Annotated in this window: 16 protein-coding genes and 1 pseudogene; 9 read left to right on the forward strand and 8 right to left on the reverse strand. The window is 53.6% G+C overall.

Annotated features, from left to right (window positions below):
* On the reverse strand, positions 1 to 817 hold an 817-nt coding region (locus PHC90_11450), incomplete at its 3' end, for an MCP four helix bundle domain-containing protein (protein ID MDD3846960.1).
* 431 nt (positions 818 to 1,248) lie between these two features.
* Between PHC90_11450 and PHC90_11455 the strand changes: the two genes are divergently transcribed.
* Complete coding sequence (locus PHC90_11455) at positions 1,249 to 2,415, forward strand: transglycosylase SLT domain-containing protein (GenBank protein ID MDD3846961.1); 1,167 nt, start codon at positions 1,249 to 1,251, stop codon at positions 2,413 to 2,415.
* A gap of 18 nt (positions 2,416 to 2,433) precedes the next feature.
* Here PHC90_11455 and PHC90_11460 read toward each other — a convergent pair whose 3' ends face one another.
* Positions 2,434 to 4,941, reverse strand: coding sequence for a glycogen/starch/alpha-glucan phosphorylase (locus PHC90_11460; protein ID MDD3846962.1), 2,508 nt, complete (start codon positions 4,939 to 4,941; stop codon positions 2,434 to 2,436).
* Between the two features lie 149 nt (positions 4,942 to 5,090).
* On the opposite strand from PHC90_11460, the gene PHC90_11465 reads away from it, so the two are divergent.
* Positions 5,091 to 6,602 carry a GNAT family N-acetyltransferase gene (locus tag PHC90_11465; GenBank protein MDD3846963.1) on the forward strand — a complete coding sequence of 504 codons (1,512 nt, stop codon included), beginning with the start codon at positions 5,091 to 5,093 and terminating at the stop codon, positions 6,600 to 6,602.
* A 3-nt stretch (positions 6,603 to 6,605) separates the two neighbouring features.
* Here the strand turns inward: PHC90_11465 and PHC90_11470 are convergent, their stop codons facing one another.
* A complete protein-coding gene (locus PHC90_11470; GenBank protein MDD3846964.1) occupies positions 6,606 to 8,060 on the reverse strand; it encodes a DHA2 family efflux MFS transporter permease subunit in 1,455 nt (484 codons plus the stop codon).
* Positions 8,061 to 8,184: 124 nt separating this feature from the next.
* Here PHC90_11470 and PHC90_11475 point away from each other — a divergent pair, with 124 nt between their 5' ends.
* Both PHC90_11475 and PHC90_11480 read left to right on the forward strand, forming a co-directional pair.
* The gene (locus tag PHC90_11475; GenBank protein ID MDD3846965.1) at positions 8,185 to 9,357 is read left to right on the forward strand and encodes an acyltransferase family protein; all 1,173 of its coding nucleotides are present in this window, start codon (positions 8,185 to 8,187) and stop codon (positions 9,355 to 9,357) included.
* A gap of 64 nt (positions 9,358 to 9,421) precedes the next feature.
* Entirely contained in the window at positions 9,422 to 9,826 is a 405-nt protein-coding gene (locus PHC90_11480) for a pyridoxamine 5'-phosphate oxidase family protein (GenBank protein MDD3846966.1), read from the forward strand.
* A 103-nt stretch (positions 9,827 to 9,929) separates the two neighbouring features.
* On the opposite strand, the gene PHC90_11485 is transcribed toward PHC90_11480, so the two are convergent.
* From PHC90_11485 to PHC90_11500, 4 genes and pseudogenes are all read right to left on the reverse strand, one after another.
* Positions 9,930 to 10,349, reverse strand: a complete 420-nt coding sequence (locus PHC90_11485; protein MDD3846967.1) for a GGDEF domain-containing protein — start codon at positions 10,347 to 10,349, stop codon at positions 9,930 to 9,932.
* Between the two features lie 171 nt (positions 10,350 to 10,520).
* A pseudogene (locus PHC90_11490) lies at positions 10,521 to 10,694 on the reverse strand (DUF3365 domain-containing protein).
* 33 nt (positions 10,695 to 10,727) lie between these two features.
* On the reverse strand, positions 10,728 to 13,163 hold the full coding sequence (locus PHC90_11495; protein ID MDD3846968.1) for a PAS domain S-box protein: 2,436 nt from the start codon (positions 13,161 to 13,163) through the stop codon (positions 10,728 to 10,730).
* 118 nt (positions 13,164 to 13,281) lie between these two features.
* On the reverse strand, positions 13,282 to 13,701 hold the full coding sequence (locus PHC90_11500) for a PAS domain-containing protein (protein MDD3846969.1): 420 nt from the start codon (positions 13,699 to 13,701) through the stop codon (positions 13,282 to 13,284).
* Between the two features lie 605 nt (positions 13,702 to 14,306).
* Between PHC90_11500 and PHC90_11505 the strand changes: the two genes are divergently transcribed.
* Entirely contained in the window at positions 14,307 to 15,482 is a 1,176-nt protein-coding gene (locus PHC90_11505) for a multidrug effflux MFS transporter (GenBank protein ID MDD3846970.1), read from the forward strand.
* Between the two features lie 101 nt (positions 15,483 to 15,583).
* On the opposite strand, the gene PHC90_11510 is transcribed toward PHC90_11505, so the two are convergent.
* Positions 15,584 to 16,621, reverse strand: coding sequence for a 4Fe-4S double cluster binding domain-containing protein (locus tag PHC90_11510; protein ID MDD3846971.1), 1,038 nt, complete (start codon positions 16,619 to 16,621; stop codon positions 15,584 to 15,586).
* Between the two features lie 173 nt (positions 16,622 to 16,794).
* On the opposite strand from PHC90_11510, the gene PHC90_11515 reads away from it, so the two are divergent.
* The 4 genes from PHC90_11515 (at position 16,795) to PHC90_11530 (ending at position 20,139) form a co-directional block, all read left to right on the forward strand.
* Positions 16,795 to 17,226, forward strand: coding sequence for a helix-turn-helix domain-containing protein (locus tag PHC90_11515; protein ID MDD3846972.1), 432 nt, complete (start codon positions 16,795 to 16,797; stop codon positions 17,224 to 17,226).
* 178 nt (positions 17,227 to 17,404) lie between these two features.
* Entirely contained in the window at positions 17,405 to 18,625 is a 1,221-nt protein-coding gene (locus PHC90_11520) for an ATP-binding protein (protein MDD3846973.1), read from the forward strand.
* A 1-nt stretch (position 18,626) separates the two neighbouring features.
* Positions 18,627 to 18,992 (forward strand): response regulator, encoded by a 366-nt coding sequence (locus PHC90_11525; GenBank protein ID MDD3846974.1) that lies wholly within the window; start codon positions 18,627 to 18,629, stop codon positions 18,990 to 18,992.
* A gap of 31 nt (positions 18,993 to 19,023) precedes the next feature.
* Positions 19,024 to 20,139 carry a response regulator gene (locus PHC90_11530; protein MDD3846975.1) on the forward strand — a complete coding sequence of 372 codons (1,116 nt, stop codon included), beginning with the start codon at positions 19,024 to 19,026 and terminating at the stop codon, positions 20,137 to 20,139.
* Positions 20,140 to 20,317: the final 178 nt, after the last annotated feature.

The raw sequence follows: 20,317 nt of genomic DNA on the forward strand, positions 1-20,317 counted from the left end.
CGTTGCCCCCTGCGGCGCTGACGCCCTCGACGACCTCCCTGAGCTTGGCCACCATGTCCTTCATCGCCATGAGGAGTTTACCCGTCTCGTCCTCGCTCTTTATCTCGACATTGACCGCCAGGTTCCCTTCGGCCAGGTCGTTGGCGACATGGACGGCTTCCCCGAGAGGCCCGGTGATGCTGCACGTCATGAAATAAGCCACCACTACCCCCAGGACAACTGCCACGAGACCTATGATGAGAAGCATCGTCCTCGTCGACTTATAGGTTACCATGGCCTCATTGTAGCTTGCCATTGCCTGTTCCTCCTGATACCTGGCAATCTCTACGAATGAGCCCTTGACCTTTTCCGTATTCGGGCGCCCCTCTTTCACATATACCTGCACTGCCTCCTGCGCCTTGTTGGCCGCGGCCAGTTGAAGGGTCCTGTTGTTCGCCTCCGCGGCCAGTTTTATCTCCGTCTTGGCCTTTTGCAGGAGCTGCTTTCCCGTCTGAGACCCATCGATCTTCTCAAGCAATTCGACGTTCTCCTTGTATGCCTTGCGCCCCTCATTGATATCCTTTTTTGCCTCCGCGCGGATGCCGGTGTCATTTATGGACGCCGTGATCAATATTCCTTCGGACGCCTTATCGATTGCCTTCATGGCGTCACGGGCACATTTGATCTTTACATTGCTTTCCTTGACAATCGTCTCCATACCTCCGTTTATGGAATGCATGCTCCTTATACCCATGAACGTCAGGACAGCAAGCAAAACCATCATGATACCAAACCCGATACCGAGCCGCATGCCGATTCTCATGTTCTTGAAGTGCATTTGTAATTCCTCCTTTTGCTGTGCGTGAAGTTAAGGTCTCTCATTTCAGGAAGTTTTGTCTTCATGTCTGTCATGCCCATCCGGCTGATAACCGATGAGCTGTGCCTGGGGGTCTCCAGCCTGTTTGGTCAAGCTGCAGGAACCTATCTCACTTTTATGTAATCGAGTGATTTGCTCTATTACTTAAACCGGGAGGCCCAGAAACTTTCCAGACAACCAGAATGGCAGTTGATGGTGATCTTGAAAGGATGGAACAAATCCTCCGCCTATCTTCAGCTTTCGTGTGAAAACCCGCGAAACAGCTTTATTTTAGGTTCCCGCCAATTTATAGTATTGTCTCTCTCGCGTATGAGAGAAGAAAGTATATAAAGGAACCGGGCCTGAACCTGACACGCAAGATCCTGCTGTCCACATTCTTCTGTCTTCTTATCATGGCGGTGTTTCATTCCTCCACTCCTTCCCGCGCCGAATTGACGGATGGCTATGAAGACACGGAAACGGATATGGAGGAGGCCATCGAATTCGAATCCTCCCCGGGTGACCGCGACCTCATCAATTTCGACATCTTCGAAGACATTGCGCGGGCGCGGGCGCGTCTCGAAGAGATGAGCTGCGGCTTCACGGTGGTACGGCCCAGGATAGTGAAGAAGGTGAAGAGCGGAAAGAGATGGAGAACCCGGGTAACGCGGGGAAAGAGTGAACTGGGCAGCTTTACCATACTGCTTGCGGTTTTGAACCTCCAGAACCGGGAGATACAGGTCATCAGGGTCCACCCTAAACTGGGCGCCCGTTCGGACCGGACCGTTATCGAACCCGGCAGAGCCAATGGCGTCAACACCAGGTTCACCATCCTCTCCCCCGAACACCATGTGGTCCTTGCACTGAAAAGACCCGTGCGCAGCGGTGCGTCATTCGCGGAGGTGGTCTATACGCCCTATTCGGAGGGTCTCGATATTCCCGCTGTGCGAAGGGCGGGAATGGAGTACCTGGTGAACGTCATCGGCAACGCCAGGGACGACCTGAGCCGCAGACGCGTCAAACCACTTTCCTGCAATAGTTTCATCGACAACGACATATCCGTCGTCCTTGCCATCATCGAACATATTGATCCCCAGAAATTCGCAAGCGGAAAGTACACCGCGGAAAAGCTCATCAACGAGACGCTTGTGATCCTGGGAGCCAACAAGCGCAATGCTTACCGGTACTCCAAATCCCCTGCGGGCGCCCGGGGCCTTTTCCAATTCATCCCCGCCACCTATAAAAGGGTCTCGAACCTCTATCCTCGGGCCGGCCTGATAAAGGATTTCGTCCGCGGGATGGAGAACCATGAGAATGCCGCAAAGGCCTCATTTCTTCTCTTCGATGCCGATATGACCGTGCTGAGCGATGCAAGGAAACAACGTCTCCTCGCCGATCCCGCGGCACTGGGAAGGTTTCTCGCCTCAGCTTACAACTGCGGCCCCGGCAGGACCAGGAACAGTATGGAAAGGTACGGAGACAGGTGGACCTCGGCGGTTCCCGCGGAAACCCGGATATATCTTCACAAATTCGATGCCGTCCTCGACTGGTACAGCACAAAAGCCGCGGCCACCTGGTAGGGCCCGCCTGCCGGTCTGTTACGGCCCCGGCGCCAGTGCGGCGTCGGCATTGACCCGCCAGATCTTTTCCGCATATTCAAGTATGGAGCGGTCGGAGGAGAACTTGCCCGACCGTGCCACGTTAAGGATGGACATGCGCACCCACCGCTGCGCATCCAGATATGCCCTGTTTACGTCTTCCTGCCGTTCCATGTAGGATTGGTAATCCGCCAGGAGGAAGTACTCATCGTGACTGAGCAGGGCATCCACGAGGGGTTTGAAGAGGTCCCGGTTTCCATCCGAGAAGCGGCCCGATCCGATAAGGTCCAGGGCCTCCCTGAGATCGCCGTTTCTCTCATAGTACTCCATCGGGTCATAACCTCCCGCTTTCAGATCCCCCACCTGTGGGGCATCCAGCCCAAAGAGGAAGAAATTTTCAGTACCGACCTCCTCCATTATCTCGACGTTTGCCCCGTCAAGGGTTCCGATTGTGAGGGCGCCATTCATGGCAAACTTCATGTTTCCCGTGCCCGAGGCCTCTTTGCCCGCCGTGGAGATCTGCTCCGACAGGTCCGCGGCCGGGTATATACGCTGGCCGTTCTTGACGTTGAAATCGGGGATAAAAACCACCTTCAGCCGCTCGCCCACGTCGGGGTCGCTGTTCACCACGCCTGCAATCGAGGTGATGAGCTTGATGATCAGTTTTGCCATGAAATAGCCCGGGGCCGCCTTCCCGCCGAAGATGACCGTGCGGGCGGGAACGTCCCCCCGGGGGTTCTTCTTGAGCTTGAGATAGTGAGAAATGACATGGAGGGCATTGAGATGCTGCCTCTTATACTCATGTATCCGTTTGACCTGGATGTCGAAGAGGCTCTCCGGGTCAACAACAATGCCCGTGCGCTCCCTGATGACCCGCGCCAGGCCGTGCTTGTTCTGACGCTTCATGCTGCCCCATGCTTTTCTGAACTCACCGTCATCTGCAAAGGGCTCAAGATTGCGGATCTGGTTATGGGAATTGCACACCCAGCCATCGCCGATGGCATCAGTGATCAGCTTCGACATGAGAGGGTTGCTGAGCACCATCCACCGTCGGGGCGTTACCCCGTTGGTGACATTGAGAAACTTGCCAGGCGTCAGTTCATGGAAATCCTTCATCACCGTCTTCTGCAGCAGTTCTGTATGCAGCGCCGCCACCCCGTTGACGCTGTGGCTCCCTACCGTTGCCAGATGCGCCATCCGCACGTATCGATCTCCCGTTTCATCGATCAGGGAAAGACGGCGAACACGTTCTTCGTCGCCCGGATAGGCAGCCCTGACATCATCGAGAAAGCGCCTGTTTATCTCGAAAATGATCTCGAGATGCCTGGGCAGCACGCTCTGAAAAAGTGGCAGGGGCCACTTCTCGAGGGCTTCGGGAAGGAGCGTGTGATTCGTATAGGAAAAGGTCTTCCTCGTGGTGTCCCAGGCCGACTCCCAGTCAATCCGGTACTGATCGACGAGAAGTCTCATAAGCTCGGCCACGGCGATGGAGGGATGGGTATCGTTCAACTGGACAGCAAACCTCTCGTTGAGCGTCTCGGGCCCTTCCCCTGTTATGGAATGGATACGGATCATATCCTGCAGTGAACAGGAGACGAAGAAGTACTGCTGGGAAAGCCTCAGCGCCTTGCCAGCGGCTGCTTCGTCATTGGGATAGAGTACCTTGGAGATCGTTTCGGAGGCCACCTTTTCCTCCACCGCGCGGTCGTAGTCACCGACATTGAATGCCTGGAAATCGAAGGATTCACAGGCCTCCGACTTCCACAGCCGAAGGACGTTGACTGTCTCGACACGATAACCCGGCACGGGGGTATCGTAGGCCATGCCCTTCACAACCCTCCCGGGCACCCAGCCTACATGATAGCATCCATCCTGATCGTAATAATGCTCGGTACACCCCCCGAATTGGACATAGTACGTGATCTCGGGACGGGCTATCTCCCAGGGATTGCCCAGGGCCAGCCATTTGTCCGTGATCTCACGCTGCCAGCCGTCGACGATATCCTGGTCGAAAATTCCAAATTCGTAGCGTATCCCGTAACCAAGGGCAAGCACCCTCTGACTGGCAAGGGAATCGAGAAAGCAAGCGGCAAGCCTTCCCAGGCCGCCGTTTCCAAGACCGGGTTCCCTTTCCTGCGCTATCAGTTCATCGAAATCGAGGCCGAGCCCGATCACGGCTTCCTTCGTTTGTTCATAAATGCCGAGGTTTATCATGGCATTGCCCAGATGGGGACCCATCAGGAACTCTGCGGACAGGTAGCAAACGGCCCGGGATGTCTTGCGCAGCCCTTCCGTGGAACGAACCCAGTTCTCGAGCATCCTGTCCCGCACCGTATATGCCAGGGCCATGTACCAGTCGTTCTTCGTTGCGAGACGTGGGATGCGGGCCTGGATGAAATTGAGGTTCTCGAGGATGGCGCACCGTATGGTATCCGCGCCAAGACCTATCCGGACGTCCTCGCCCGATAGAAGCCTGACATCCTGACTATCTGCGGTTTCCTGGACCATCGCAACCTCCTGTGGCGTAAATGTGCCTATCGGAATAAAGACCTTATTTCTCCGCCGCTGTCAATAATACAGCTTAGGTCACCGCGCCCCCGGCATGGCCGCGCCTCGCTCTTGAAGTCCTGAAGAATGATGGGGTATAATGCTTTTCAATGGAACCAGGCATCGAGAGCTCCAGCCTTACTATACCCAACGACCTTGCATATCTCCCGGCCATCCAGGCCTTTCTCTCGGAAGTGATGGGGCGATGTGGATACAACGAACGGGACACGACAATGGTCCTCATCGCGCTGGAAGAGGCCATCGTCAACGTGGTGAAGCATGCCTTCGAGCCCGGCGAGAAAGCAAGCTACCAGGTAATCGTCGACCCCATTACCGCCGGGATCAGGATCATCGTCAAAGACAAGGGGCTTCCCTATTCACCGAGTCTCGTGCCTTCCTATGTACCCCCCTCCGACATCGACGCAACCCCCCAGCCCGGACTCGGCTCGCACCTGATCAAGAACAGCGTCGACGAGATATTTTTCCATAACCTTGGCCGCGAAGGAAAGGAACTCCATCTCATAAAGCACCTTCCTTACAGGAGTATCCAGGAGATCCGGGCGGAGGCGGAATTGGCCCCCTTCCCGGAACCCATCAAAATGGCCGGGCCGCCCGAGAAGAAAGAGTTTTCCATCCGCCCCATACGACCTTCCGAGGTCTACGACGTATCGAAGCTCTTTTACCGGGCCTACGGGTATTCCTATGGCATCGATACCATATATTACCCGGAGAAGCTTGCCCAGTGCCATGCCGACGGCATCATCATCTCAGTCGTGACCGTGACCCCCGACGACCGTGTCGTCGGCCATGCGGCCCTTGTCAGAGACAACCCATCAAGCAAGACCGCCGAAGCTGCAATGGCGGTCGTCGAACCGGGGTTCAGGGGCCAGGGGTGCCAGAGCGTCATGATAACGAAGCTTGTTGAGGAGGCCAGGTCCGCAGGTCTTGCGGGCATATACAGCAAGGCGGTAACGAACCACATCTACGCCCAGAAGGCGGGGCAGAAAGCGGGGTTCAAGCGCTGCGCCGTCGTTGCGGGCCTTATCCCCGCCGACAGGTCCTTCAAGGGGATACAGGCCGCTCTCTCACAGCGGGAATCTGTCGCCTACGGATACAGGGTCGTCAACGATCCCGGTGACATCGAGCTCTTCCCCCCGGCCAGACACAGGGAAATGATCGAAAGGATATACGCTTCGGCAGATGTAAAGAGGATCTTCCCCGAACTGCCCCGGGGGTCGGTGCCCGAGCCTGAAGAAGAAGCCGCGGAGATCACCGTTACGGTGGTGCCCACCTATCAGAGGGCCGTCATCGAGGTACAGCGTTTCGGCAGGAACACCCTATCCCAGGTGAACGGCATATTGAAAGGCCTCTGCTACGAGAAGATGGAGCAGATAACCCTTTACCTGAACCTCCAGGACCCCCTGACATCGACCATGTGCTCAGGTTTCGAGGACATGGGTTTCTTCTTCGCCGGCATTCTTCCCTTTTCCCACGTGGGAGATGCACTGCTCCTCCAGTATCTCAATAACGTGCCTATCGATTACGACAAGATAAAGATCGTCGACGCGGTGGGTCAGGAGATCCTTGCATACGTCGAATCCCACGACCCGAGCAAGCTATAATTCTTATTTTGTCTGAGAGTCCCCGTCTCCCGGTCCCTGAACCTTCGTTTTGCCAAGAAGGGAGAAGACCAGGGCCAACATGCAGCATAATGCACCCGCCAGGTACGCATGGTTGAAACCTGAAAGAGCCATGTCGACCGTCAGGTTCTTCAGGATGGTCTTAGAAGCGGTACCACCAGGCCCTCCCGGGCTGGCGGCGGCGGCAAATACGGCTTCTATCACCGTGACGCCAACGACCATCCCGAGGTTCGTCGTCGTGTTGAACAGTCCCGAAGAGACTCCTTTCTTGTTTGGCGGAGCATACTGCATGATCTGGTTGTTATTGGGTGAAAAGAAGAGCACAAGGGAAAGTGCCAGCCAGATGAGATAAACGAAAGCAACGGTGAGCCCTTCCCAATGAAGCGTGAAGGAGAAAAAAGCAACGCATACTGTTGCCGAGGCCATGGAAATGCTGCACAATAAAGAGGGGCTGACCCTGTCGGAAAGCCTGCCTGCCACCGGGGACAGAATGACAAAGATGATGGAATAGACAAGAAGCATCATGCCGGCGGCCTGAGCGCTGAGACCCTTGACCATCTGGAGATAGAAGGGCATGAGAAAAGCATTTCCCGATATCAGCATATAGGCCAGGAATGTGGCCACAAGAGCAAAGGTGTATCTCGGGTTCAGGAAGAGGCCCAGGTCCAGAAGCGGGTTTCTGTGACGCTTTTCCCAGAAAACAAAGACGCAGATGATCACAAAAGCCAATGCCAGGCAGCCGATGACAATCGGCGCAAACCATCCGTGCTCGTCAACATTGTTGAGCCCGTATACGAAAAGCCCCAACCCTGCGAAGCTCAGGACAACGCCCATAAAGTCAAATCCCTGACCCTGCTCCTTTTTAACGTGTCCCGTATCGGGTATGTACTTTATTGCCACGATCGTCGCAACGACACAAACGGGTACATTGATAAAAAATGCCCAGTTCCACGACAGGTAGCCCGTGACTATCCCGCCTATCGGGGCGCCGGTTGCCACCCCGAGGGCCGACGCGGTGGATGTGATGCCGAAAGCCCAACCGGTCCTTCCGGCAGGAAGGAAATGAGAGATTATCGCGAAACTCACGGCGAGCAGCATGGAACTTCCGATACCCTGAATGAAGCGTGCGCCGATGATCATTTCAATACTGCTCGACAACCCGCACATCAACGACCCCAGTGTGAAAATGACGTATCCCGAAATAAAGATCCGCTTCAACCCAATTCTGTCGCCAAGTTTTCCGAAGAGGAGCAGTGTGGTCGTAATGATAAGGAGATAGGACGATACTATCAAAGAGGCCTGGCCGGAGGTCCCACTGAAGGAACGCGCAATGGTGGGCAGCGAGATGTTGACCATATAGTTGTTGAGCCGCACCAGGAAGGAGCTGAAGGCGACACTGATGACGATGAGAAAATAAGCGTATTTGCCGGAGTGCGCCATGAGTGCATTCTTTTATAATCTTTCCTGCGCTTCCGCAAGATTTTTCTTAAAAAAGCAGGTAAAGCCAATTCCCATCATTATCGTTGAAGTTGGATACACGATATGGCAAAATGAGTAACTCAGTATGCAGGCAAAAGCAGACCAGACCCGGGCTTCCCGGTCTCAGCCGTTAAAAGCCGTGCCGCGAATGTTCTATCTCGATAACCTGAGGCTCTCCTTCACCTTGCTCGTGATCCTCCATCATCTCTGCCTCACCTACGCCGCCCACAGCGGCTGGTATTTCTATCAATATCTTTACGACCCTTTCACCAATCTTGTCCTCAACATCCTCATGGGTGTGGGCAGGACCTGGGTCCTGGCATGTTTTTTCCTGATATCGGGATATTTTACGCCAGGTTCCCTGGACAGGAAAGGTACACGGGCATTCGTCAAGGACCGTTTCATCCGCATCGGCATACCGCTGGCCATATTCGCGCTGTTTATCCGCCCGACCATGGTGTATCTGCTGAAATGGGACACCCTTTCCTCGCAGTATTCTTATCTTGAGAACATCTTTCTCATGAAGAACGCCGCGCCCGGACCCGCGTGGTTCCTTGAAGTGCTCCTTGTTTTCTCCCTGGCTTACGCGGTCTGGAGGGTCGCAGCCCGGTCGGGACGGCGGGGAAGGAACGAAGGTCTGCCCTTTCCGGCTAACGGCATGATCGTCCTCTTCATCATCATCCTTGCCGCCTTTACATTCGTGATGCGCATCTACCTTCCGTCGGAAAAGCAGATCTTTCACCTGCGTCTCGGAAATTACGCCGAATACGTGGCGTTTTTCTTCGTGGGCATCCTGGCATATCGGAACCAATGGATCGACAAACTCACCGATGCGGCAGGCAAGCAATGGACGGTCATCACCGTGACGGCCGTCTGCGTCTACATCTTTTTCATCGTTCAGGCCTGGAGCTCGGGGGAGAGCCTTTCCTTTCTGAGGGGCGGTCTTTCCCTGAAGGCCCTCGCCGCGACATACGTGGGCACCTTCATTGCGGTGGGCAGCTCCATCAGTCTTGTTTATCTCTTCAGGACATTCCTGAACGGGCAGCCGGGCGCCATAGGGCCAATGGCCCAGGACGCATACGCAGTCTTCATCTTCCACTCACCTATCATAGTCGCCGTTGCTTACCTCGCACAGGACATGGCCTTGGTCCATCCTTTCATAAAGTTCACGTCTGTCTTCATCATCGGAACGGTTCTTTGTTTTCTCATCTGCCATTACTTCATCAGGAAGATACCCTACGCAAAGAAGGTACTGTGACAAAGATCCTTCGCCTCGACACCGCGCTCGAGGGTCCAGGATAAATACATTTCAGGAGGTTCATATGACTACCGCTGTGGAGTATCTGAAGGTCAACCCTGTGTTTCACATTGCCACTGTTGACGGCATGAAGGCACGCGTCCGGCCTTTCGGTTTCAGCATGAAAAGGAACAACGCCCTATACTTCTGCACCAACAAGACCAAAGACGTATACAAGCAGCTGTCCCAGAACCCGGAGATCGAGATCTCGGACATGGGAAGCGACGGGACGTGGCTGAGGATACGGGGCCGGATCGAATTCGACGACACGAGGGAAGCAAAGATTCAGGCCTTCGCGGAATCCGCAAACCTTCTCAAGGTCTATCCGAAAGGGGCGGACGACGAAACATTCGTGACCTTCTACTTCGTCGAGGCCGCAGCCACACTCTTCTCCTTCACCGCAGCCCCGAGGAGCATACCCTTGCTTTAACGACAGTTTCTCCACCCCGGCAGGACCCTTCAAGTCTCTGTGCCGGGCTCACATGACAACGTGGAGGAGCCGCGATGACAAAGGTTCCTTTGCGCCTTGCGAATCAACCATCATCACCGGAAGGACGGTGCATGTAAAATTCATACCTGTTCCTTCCGGTGTTTTTTGCTTTGTACATGGCAGTATCGGCATTTTTTACCAGGGTATCTTCATCCTGCCCGTCATCAGGATACATTGAGATGCCAATACTTGTGGTGATGGAGAGGACAAATTCATCACCGCCAAAGCGGGCGACGGTATCGGTTTTCCGCAGTACACCCGCCAGGCGTTCAGCGGAAGCCTTCAAGAGAAGGTCCCCCTCATCGTGCCCGTAGGTATCATTCACGTCCTTGAACTTGTCGAGGTCAAGCATAACAATGGCCGCTTTCTCCTTGTCCCTGTCTGCGTGGGCCATTGCCATAGCGAGACGATCGAAAAAAAGTTTCCTGTTGGGAAGACCCGTCAGGGTATCGTGGAACGCCATGTGCTGCATGGTCTCTTCCGCATTGCGACGCTTCTTTTCTCTCCTTAGGGCCTGCTCTCCAAAGATGGCGACCCCTCCCAGGCCGATAAGCCAAAGGAATGTGTGGGCCCATATGAATGCAGCGATCTGGTGTTTTTCAATTGACTTCAAGGCTGCCGTGGGTACCGACGTACTGACGCCTCCCCGGATGTCACCCTCTCTATATCCCTGCCCGGCATGACATTTAAGGCATCCTTTGGTTACAATGAAAGGTTTCATGAGTCTCACGTACTCTGCAGAGTCAATTGTCTGAATCCCTACGGCCTCCTTTTCACCCTGCTCGAAGGCCCTGAGGGATCTCTCTTCCCAATTGGTCCGGGCGTAAACATGCTTGTCAGCTTATTCAAGCTCAAATCCCCTCTCCCGAAAGAGCTTGGTGCACGCGTCAACCGCATCGGCATCATAGAGGATGCCCCTGTTGTTCTCTATCTCCTCAAGGGCCGCTTCTATCCCTATAGCCGGTCTGTAGGGACGGTGGGATGCCATGGCCTCAAAAACGTCGGCCACCGCTAAAATGCGTGCCTCCAGAAGGATCTGGCCGCCATTCAGACCTTGAGGGTATCCTGAGCCATCGAGTTTTTCGTGATGCTGGAGTATGATCTGGGCTATCGGCCAGGGGAAGTATATATCCTTGAGGATGTCGTAACCGATCTGTGAATGCGTTTTGATCAAGGAGAACTCGATCTCCGTCAGTCTCGAAGGTTTGCTGAGGATCTCAGCCGGTATCGACAGCTTCCCTATGTCGTGGATTACCGCAGCGGTCCGGATACCCTCCACCTGGGTTTCCGGCAACCCCATCTGGGATGCGATGGCCACGGCGATGGCCGACACTCTCTTCTGGTGACCCGATGTGTAAGGATCCCTGACCTCCACGGCCATCGATATGGCCTCGACAATACCCTCCAGTGCACTTTTCAGATGGTCTACGCTCTCCCGAAGGTCATCCTCGGCCCGCTTACGTGCGGTGATGTCCTCGGCGGTCCCTTCATAGTAGATGGCTGCGCCCTTATCATCCCTGGCAACACGGGCGCTCAGGGAGACCCATATGTGACTTCCATCCTTTTTAACAAGCTGCACTTCAAACCCCCTTATGACACCTTCTTTATCAAGGGTGTCTCTGTATATGTCCCGCTCTTCCGGGTTCACATAGTGCTGCCTCCCGATGTCGTTGATCCGTTCCATGAGTTCCTGTGGGGAATCGTATCCGAAGATCTTCGCCTGGGCAAAGTTTGCGGAGATGAATCTTCCCTCCGGTGTGGTCTGGAAGATGCCTTCAACGGAATTATCAAAGATGGAACGATAGTTCTCTTCGCTTTTTCGTATCCGTTCCTCCATGGTCCTCCGTTCGGTCATGTCCTTCATTATATGGACGGCTCCGATCAGATTGCCTGTGTCATCGAACATGGGATCCACGGTGATGAAAAACCATTTTTTCATCTCATCGAAGTAGACCTCAAGCCCTGAGTGCTCCTTCGTTTCAAGCATCTTTGCGTGAGGGCACATCTCGAGCGGCCTGTCCGCGTGATGCATGATGGCGTAACAGTGGTTCCCCGGGACCTTCTCGATGGGAATGCCCGCGAGGGAAGCCGCCGCCCTGTTTGCGCGGATTATCTTGAAATCGTTGTCGAGGATCATGATGGGATCGGCTATGGAATCAAAGGTCGTCCGCCAATGACCGGCCGCTCTTATGAGATTGTCTTCGGCTTCCTTCAGCCGCGTGATATCCTGGCATGTCATGATGTTCTGCCCCGTTCCCAGTCCAACGGGGATGAACTTGATGACCTTCTCAGTCCCATCCTTGCATGTTGCATTGAAAACCCTCGGTCTTTTCTCGCCGGGTTTTGCTCTCTCCAGGTCGCCAAGCCAGGCAGAGATGACCTCTTTCCTGTATTGCCCGTCGGGAAAGGCCTTTCTGAACCACTCTTTCCCGTTCGGTACGTCATTGAGGTCGTATCCGAAGATCTCCGTGAATTTCGGGTTGATGTATTCAAATGTGTCATCATCTCCAATGAATACGAGTCCGTACGGGGAATTATCGGTGATCATCGCGAGCCTCTGCTTTTCGAGCAAAAGACTCTCTTCGGCCTGTTTTCGATCTGTGATATCGGTAAACATTCCAAAAGAACCGCGGAAGGCTCCTTGCGCGTCCGTAAGGGCCGTTGCCGATACGATCGTCCACAGGGTACTCCCGTCTTTGCGTCTGAACCTGCGTTCGTACCTTCCCGAACCTCCCTGTTGACGGACCGCCATCTTCCCGGCATGATCCTGTAAGTCTTCCTCGAACATGAAGGAATCGACAGGTTTCCCTGGCATTTCTTCCCCGGTGTAGCCGAGCATCTGCGCCATGCGTTCGTTAACGAAGGTCGTGATGTAATTCTCATCCATCATCCAAACACCCTCCGTAGCGGTATCCACAATGCGGCGGTACCGTGCTTCGCTTTCCTTCAAGGAATCCTCAGCGTTCTTGCGTTCCCGCCGCACCATTGCCTCGGCAACCTCGCGCCTTGCCGCGGCCGCCAGGCGGACCAGTTTGTCTTTCATTATGTAATCGTGTGCTCCCGACCTCATCAGCTCAACTGCCTGATCCTCACTGATAGTGCCTGAAACGACGATAAGGGGGATGTCCAAGCCGCTCTCGCGGAGAACTGCAAGGGCGGCGGGCGCGCTGAATTGAGGCAATCTGTAATCGGCGATCACAACGTCCCACGGCTTCTCTTTGAGCGTCTTTTGCGATTTCTTTTTCTCGTCTTTTTTTATTTCCTGAGATCTTGCCATCTTCCCCCTCCGTGGATTTGAACGAAACTATAACACCGCTCCCCATAAGACCGCAACGACCGCATCCTGCTATATAACATGGATGCCGGCGGATAGCTTAAGCTCCTAGTATTGTCTTTCAATCCAGGATATTTTTCAAGAGAAACGCGGACGGCTCCAGAGAGCAAAGCATGGCAAAATGCACGTCCCTGATCATGTCCTGATACCCCAGTACACTTCCATCATCAGCATGCTTGACTGTCGCTGTCATCAGGCATTCCATCCCGGCGCCACCCTTCTTGCGGAGTTTCATCTCATAATCCTTTACAGAACCCTCTTCCTCCATCATCTTTCTAACCGTAGGCCTATCATCTGGATTCCAATATGCGTCTTTTGCCTGCAAGGCAACCATCTCTTCCCTCGTGTAACCGAACAGTTCCAGATAGGCCTGGTTGACGTCGATGAAGCCTCCCTCTTTTGCAGCGATATAGACTGCATCCCTCGAATCTTCAAAGAGGGAACGAAACTTATGCTCGCTCTTCTCAATGGCTTCTTCCACATGTTTTCGCCCGGGTCCCTCACAATGCCTATTGCAGACCACCGGTCCTGCAAATGTACCGCAGAGAGGGACAGTTCAACGGGAAACTCCGGTCCGTTCCTTCTGATAGCCTGGAGTTCCAGGGTCCTTCCAATGGCGTTCCCCTCTCCGGTTTTCACAAAATGGCCCAACCCTTTTATGTGGGACTGGTAGTATCTCTGAGGTACAAGGAGCGCATGGAGTTCTTTCCCGATGGCTTCCTCGGGGGTGTAGTCAAAGATTCTTCCAGCCGCCTCATTCCAGTAGGTGATGATCCCGTAACTGCCCCCTCCCATTGAGCATTTGGGGTCACGTCTTGTATTTGACTATTCTGGCTCATTTGTGATAACAGTTTGATACCTCGAAAAGCAAGGCAAGACGCTCCTGCCCACGGCCGGCAGGTTCCTTGTATCGCCTGAGGGCATGCACGAGGTTTCCCAGCCACTAAAGATAATAGCGCTTGGAAGGAGATCACGCTGCATTCTACGTCCACAAAGAGCCAAGGGGATCTCAAAGGGTCTCAAGCCGCATGCGCCGTATCAATACAGGCTGAACAGGTACTGGAGCGGAAACGACACAACGCCCTGATACTCGTTCTCGCCAGCATAATGGCTATCGGGCCGTTTTCAACGGACATGTATCTTCCCGCTTTTCTTGCCATCGCCCGCAGTCTGAAAACAGATATTGCCCACGTGGGATTCTCCCTCACGAGTTTTTTCATCGGCGTTTCCATGGGCCAGATGATCTATGGCCCCTTATTGGACCGCTACGGACGGAAGAAACCGCTGATGCTCGGTTTCCTTGTCTATACCGCAGCCTCTGTTGGCTGCGCCTTCTCGCCTACCATTCACACACTGGTGGCGATGCGCTTTCTCGCCGGCCTTGGCGCATGCGTCGGAATTGTTGGCAGCCGGGCAGTTGTGCGTGACCTGTTTTCAGGAACCGAGATGGCCCGAATGTTGTCTTTATTGATGATGGTCTTCGGCATCGCCCCGATCATTGCCCCCACCATAGGGAGTTTTGTGGTGTCCGTATTCAGGTGGCAATATATCTTTGTGGTCCTCGCGGTCATCGGCTTTCTCATCTTTCTGGCTATGGGCAGATTCCTCCACGAGACAAAAGGCCGCGATACTTCCATTTCCCTGCACCCAAAAGATGTGATGCTGGAATATGTTGACGTGTTCAGGAACAGGGCATTCGTCACGTACGGACTGGTGACGGCGGCCGCAACAGCCGGGTTCTTCGCCTACATCGCCGGATCGGCCTTCGTCTACATGAGCCTCCTCGGATTCACGGAAACGGAATTCGGCCTGATATACGGAGGGAACGTGATCGGGCTGGTCCTGTCAAACCAGGTCAACAGGATCCTGCTCAAGAAGCACAGCGTCGCAAGGTTGTTACGGACAGTGGCAGCGGTTCAGTTCCTTCTAATAATATTCCTGGCGATAGGAGGGTTAACGGGCCTGGCCGGAAAGGCGGCGATCCTGTGCCTCATCTTCTGTTACCTCTTCGGTTTCGGATGCATCACATCCAATGCCATCGCGCTGGCGCTGGAACCCTTCACGAGGAACGCGGGGTCGGCCTCGGCTCTGCTCGGAAGCCTCCAGATGGTGGCAGGGGCCCTGTCATCGGGGTTGCTAAGCTACCTGCACAATGGAACGATCATCCCAATGGTATCGATAATGGCCGGGTCCACATTCCTCGGTCTCCTGCTGCTCTTAGGCTCCGCACCGGTCGCTAACAGATCCCCCCGGGATCTATAACAGGGAAACGAGGGGATCGATGGGCAGCGGAGGAGAACAACTTCCGATTGGAATGGTATTGAAATAGGGTCCTTGAAGAATAACTTGATTTCTTAAGACAGCTATACTGCGAGCCTCGAACAGACGCTGCGCGCAAAGTCACGCACGCTTCCGTTGCTGTCATCAAGCCCGAGCCTTATCGATGCCTTGTATTCCTCGCGATAACCATTCATCATCACGGTCAGCGCATTCAGCTTCCATTTCCAGAGATTCTCGGGCGTTATGTACCAGTACTTGCGACCCAAGGTCTTCCCGATCTCATCGTAGCTCGCCTTCATGATATTTTCCGGGCGCATCGAGGGTGCGAGAGAGTCGAGCCCCGGAAACTCCTCGCCGCCTGTCCACCGGCCATTGTTAAAGGGACATGCGTCCTGGCACGCATCGCATCCGTAGAGCCTTCCACCTATCTGTTCCGTCATCTCAGGAGAGGGCACGCCCATACCCATATTCACCGATAGGCTGGTCTGGAAGCTGATACATCCGATCATTGACATGGTATACGGAGCGCACAAAGTATGGGTCGGGCAGGCTTCAATACATTCACTGCAGTTCTCGGGACAATCCTCGAGCCGCACGTCGCGAATGAATTCGAGCTCCTCGTCCACTGCAAACATCTCTATGCGATTGTGGGACCCCTTTTCAGTGTAGAAGAAGTTGTTTCGGCGGATGGTCCCGAGCCCCGCCTGGTACGCTGCCCAGCGTGCAGGCGCCGGGATTCCGTGATCCCCGCCCAACGTGCACGTGAGACCGAGGCTCTCAAGAAACGCGGCAAACTCCTTGCGTACCCTGAAGAACGGGGCGTTCTCGTCCGTCCGGCTGTCGAACATATAGGCCTTGCCGTAGACACCGTCGAATTCGTCGGGCACGTCGTACACGTAACTGGGGACGATGACGACGACGATGGATCTTATTGCGGGATTGGCCGCCGAGGGGTCCGCGTAACTCCTGAAGGCTCCATAGATCTTTTCTCCCATGGGGATACGCGAGATGCGCTCCTCCAGCTTATCCCGATAACCGGCCAGCGCCCCGGCCCTTATGATGCCGCAATCTTCGTATCCAAGCTCCAGAGCTTTTTCCCGTATCCTGTCCTCCCTGTTCATGACTCCTCCCTCCAATGGCTGGATCTCTCATCGCCGGTTAGATTTGCGGGAGCGCTTGCTTCTCCCGGGCTTTCCGGTCCTGGCACGACAAACCCTCCATGTTACTTTCGAAGTGCAAGTAGTATAGACTACACACTTGCATTCTGCAAGTAATTCTTATAATCTCTATTGGTATGAAGAAAACCACCAGAAGATCCATGTGCCCTATCAGCTCCACTCTCGATATCCTGGGCGACAGGTGGACATTGCTCGTCATAAGGGACCTGATGTTCAAAGGAAAGAAGACATACGGTGAGTTCTTGCAGTCCGAAGAGAAGATCGCGACCAATATCCTTGCCGATCGCCTTCTCATCCTGGAAAAGTACGGGATTATCGAAAAAACGATTTTTCCCGGGAACAAGGTAAAGAACCTCTACAAACTGACCCCCAAGGGACTCGATCTAATGCCCACCTTGTTTGAGATCATTCTATGGGGCGATAAGCACTTCGAAACCCCCGGGCGCATTCATCAGCTTGCGGCAGAGATCCGGAAGGACAGGAACGGTGCGATGAAGGAAATCCTGAAAAGACTCACAGCGAAGGACCCGGAGCCCGCAACCGAATGATGCTTTCTTTCACCGGGCAACTTTGGCTAAACCCGAACGTCCCCTGGCTGCCTGGCTGCACCCCTTTATGTGCTATTTCATCTGACAATCAGCAGCCCTTTGCAGTTCCCCATTTGCAGTTCCCCATTTACTTGCTATAATTGACTTATTGATACGCTGTCCATGAGACGTATATTTCATGAAAGAACGAGATAAAACAAAGGAACAGCGTGTGGCTGAAAAACGTGTGGCCGAGCTTCAGATGTCGGAGGTCCAACACAAACGGAGAGAACGGAATGCTCAGGGAGCCCGCGAATACTCCGAGAGCATCATCAACACCGTGCGTGAGCCCCTGATCGTTCTCGACCAGGACCTAAGGGTGGTCACCGCCAGCCGTTCCTTCTATGACGTCTTTAAGGTAAGGCCCGAAGAGACCGCGGGGCAGCTTATCTATGACCTGGGCAATAAACAGTGGGATATCCCCAGGCTGCGGGAACTGCTGGAAACCATCCTTCCCCAGAAGGCAACCTTCGATAACTACGAAGTTGAACACGATTTTACTGCCATTGGCAGGCGCATCATGCTCTTGAATGCCCGGCAGATCCAAAGAGTGTCGGGAAAGGAACGGATCATTCTCCTTGCCATCGAGGACATCACCGAGAGAAAGAAGCTGGAAAGAGCGGTACAGGAGGCCAGTGATGTTGCTAAAGCAGCCACCCGCGCCAAATCTGAATTTCTGGCCAACATGTCGCATGAGCTCAGGACCCCGCTCAATTCCATTATCGGTTTCTCTGAGGTATTATACGACGAGACCTTCGGACCGCTTAACGAGAGGCAGAATAGATACGTTAATAATGTCTTAACCAGCGGAAAGCATCTTCTCTTACTGATAAATCAGATACTTGATATGGCAAAAGTTGAAGCCGGAAAGATGGGACTGGCATTATCCCGCTTACCCATGAAAAGCCTGCTAAATGATATTTCACTGCTCGTAGAGGATATGACCAGTAAACATAAGCTTCAAGTGTTTCTTGAAATAGCCGAAGATCTGCCGGATATTGAGGCGGATGAACTCAAGGTAAAGGAGATAATGTACAACCTGCTTTCAAACGCAGTCAAATTTACCCCCGAGGGTGGTAAAATTGGCATGCGGGCGAAGAAAGCTGATTCCGGGATAGAAATTGTTGTCTGGGATACAGGGATCGGTATCGCGCCTGAAAACATAGGGAAATTATTTGAAGGTTTTTTTCGTGTCGATACCCCATATTCCCGGGTGACCGAGGGGACCGGACTCGGTTTACCGCTCGCCAAAAAGCTGGTTGAACTCCACGGCGGGAAGCTTTCCATAGAATCAGAGGGGCTGAATAAAGGCACCTCGGTCCGGTTCACTTTGCCCGTTATAGCCAGGAGGGTGGAGTGAGATGGTGAAGAGGGTATTGGTTGTCGATGATAATGAAAAGAATCTGATGCTGGAGAAAGACCTTTTGGAGGTCGCCGGCTTCGAAGTGATCGGAGCTGAAAATGCTTCCAGCGCAATTGCCATCGCCAGGAAAGAAAGACCGGATATCATAATTATGGATGTGCGGCTTCCAGATATGCGCGGTACCGATGCCGCCAGGATACTGCGTCAAGACAAAGAGACACGCGATATTCCCATTGTTTTTGTGACTTCTTCTGTAATGGCGGAAGGCAGGGCAGAGGTAGATGCCATAACTAACACCGGATTTATAGGTAAGCCGATAAATACGCGCAGCTTTGCGAAAGAGATCAGTCAATATATTAAATGAGTTTTCCGGGTTAGATTAAAAGGAATAGAGGATGAAGGACAGACCAGTGATCTTAATCGTTGATGACCAGCCCCGGAACATTGAACTTCTCGTAGCATATCTTGTTCCGGAAGGTTATGAAATTGTCAAGGCGGCAAGCGGTGAAGAAGCGCTGGAGAAACTTTCTGGTGATCAGATTGACCTGATCCTGCTGGACGTAATGATGCCCGGTATGGATGGTTTTGAAGTCACCCGAAGGGTCAGGCAAGATAACACACATCGACTGCTTCCGATAATCCTGGTCACCGCATTGCGGGAAACGGAGGATCGGGTGAAGGGGATTGAAGCCGGTTGTGATGATTTTATTTCAAAACCTGTCGATATGATGGAGCTTTTAGCCCGGGTCCGGTCTCTGCTAAAGGTCAAGGCCTACAACGACTTGATGAGCAAGTACCAGGAAGAGCTGGAGTCCGAGGTGGCCGGGAGGACCGAGGAATTAAAACATGCCCTCAAGAACCTGCAACAGGAGATCACCGACCGCAAACATGCCGAAGAAGAACTGAGGCGGACCATGGAGAAGCTCAGAAAGAGTCTGGCGGGAACCATCCATGCAGTATCTTTAACAGTTGAAGCACGGGACCCTTACACCGCGGGTCACCAGGGAAGGGTATCAAACCTTGCGCGAGCTATCGCCCGAGAGATGGGGCTCCTGAATGATACCGTAGATGCTATCAGCATGGCAGGGACCATCCATGACATAGGCAAGATATCGATACCCGCCGAGATCTTAAGCAAGCCCGGCAGATTAACAGACATAGAATTCAGCCTCATCAAGGCCCATCCCCAATCCGGATACGACATAATCAAAGATACGGAATTACCACATCCCATAGCCGAGATCGTTCTCCAGCACCATGAAAGGATGGACGGTTCAGGCTACCCCCAGGGATTAAAGGATGGGCAGGTCCTTCTCGAATCCCGGATCATCGGCGTGGCCGATGTCGTTGAGGCAATGGCATCCCACCGTCCCTACAGGCCGGCCCTCGGTATAGATATGGCTCTTGAAGAGATCGAGAAGAACAGGAGCATACTTTATGATGTAAGAGTGGTGGATATGTGTCTTAAGCTGTTCAGGGAGAAGGGGTTCAGATTTGAAACAACAGCGTAATAACTTGCTCTGTTACTGCACGCAGTAATTGTTTTTCCAATTTATAGATTCTATTTGTTTGGGAGGAGGCAGGGACGTCAATATTTCAATTGACAGTTCATCGACCCCCCCTATCATCTCTCCATGCCCCGCCCCAATGCAGCAGTTATTCTCAACCATGTCATGACGCGGCATGGAG

The sequence above is a fragment of the Syntrophorhabdaceae bacterium genome (genome assembly GCA_028698615.1).
Classification (GTDB): Bacteria; Desulfobacterota; Syntrophorhabdia; order Syntrophorhabdales; family Syntrophorhabdaceae; genus Delta-02.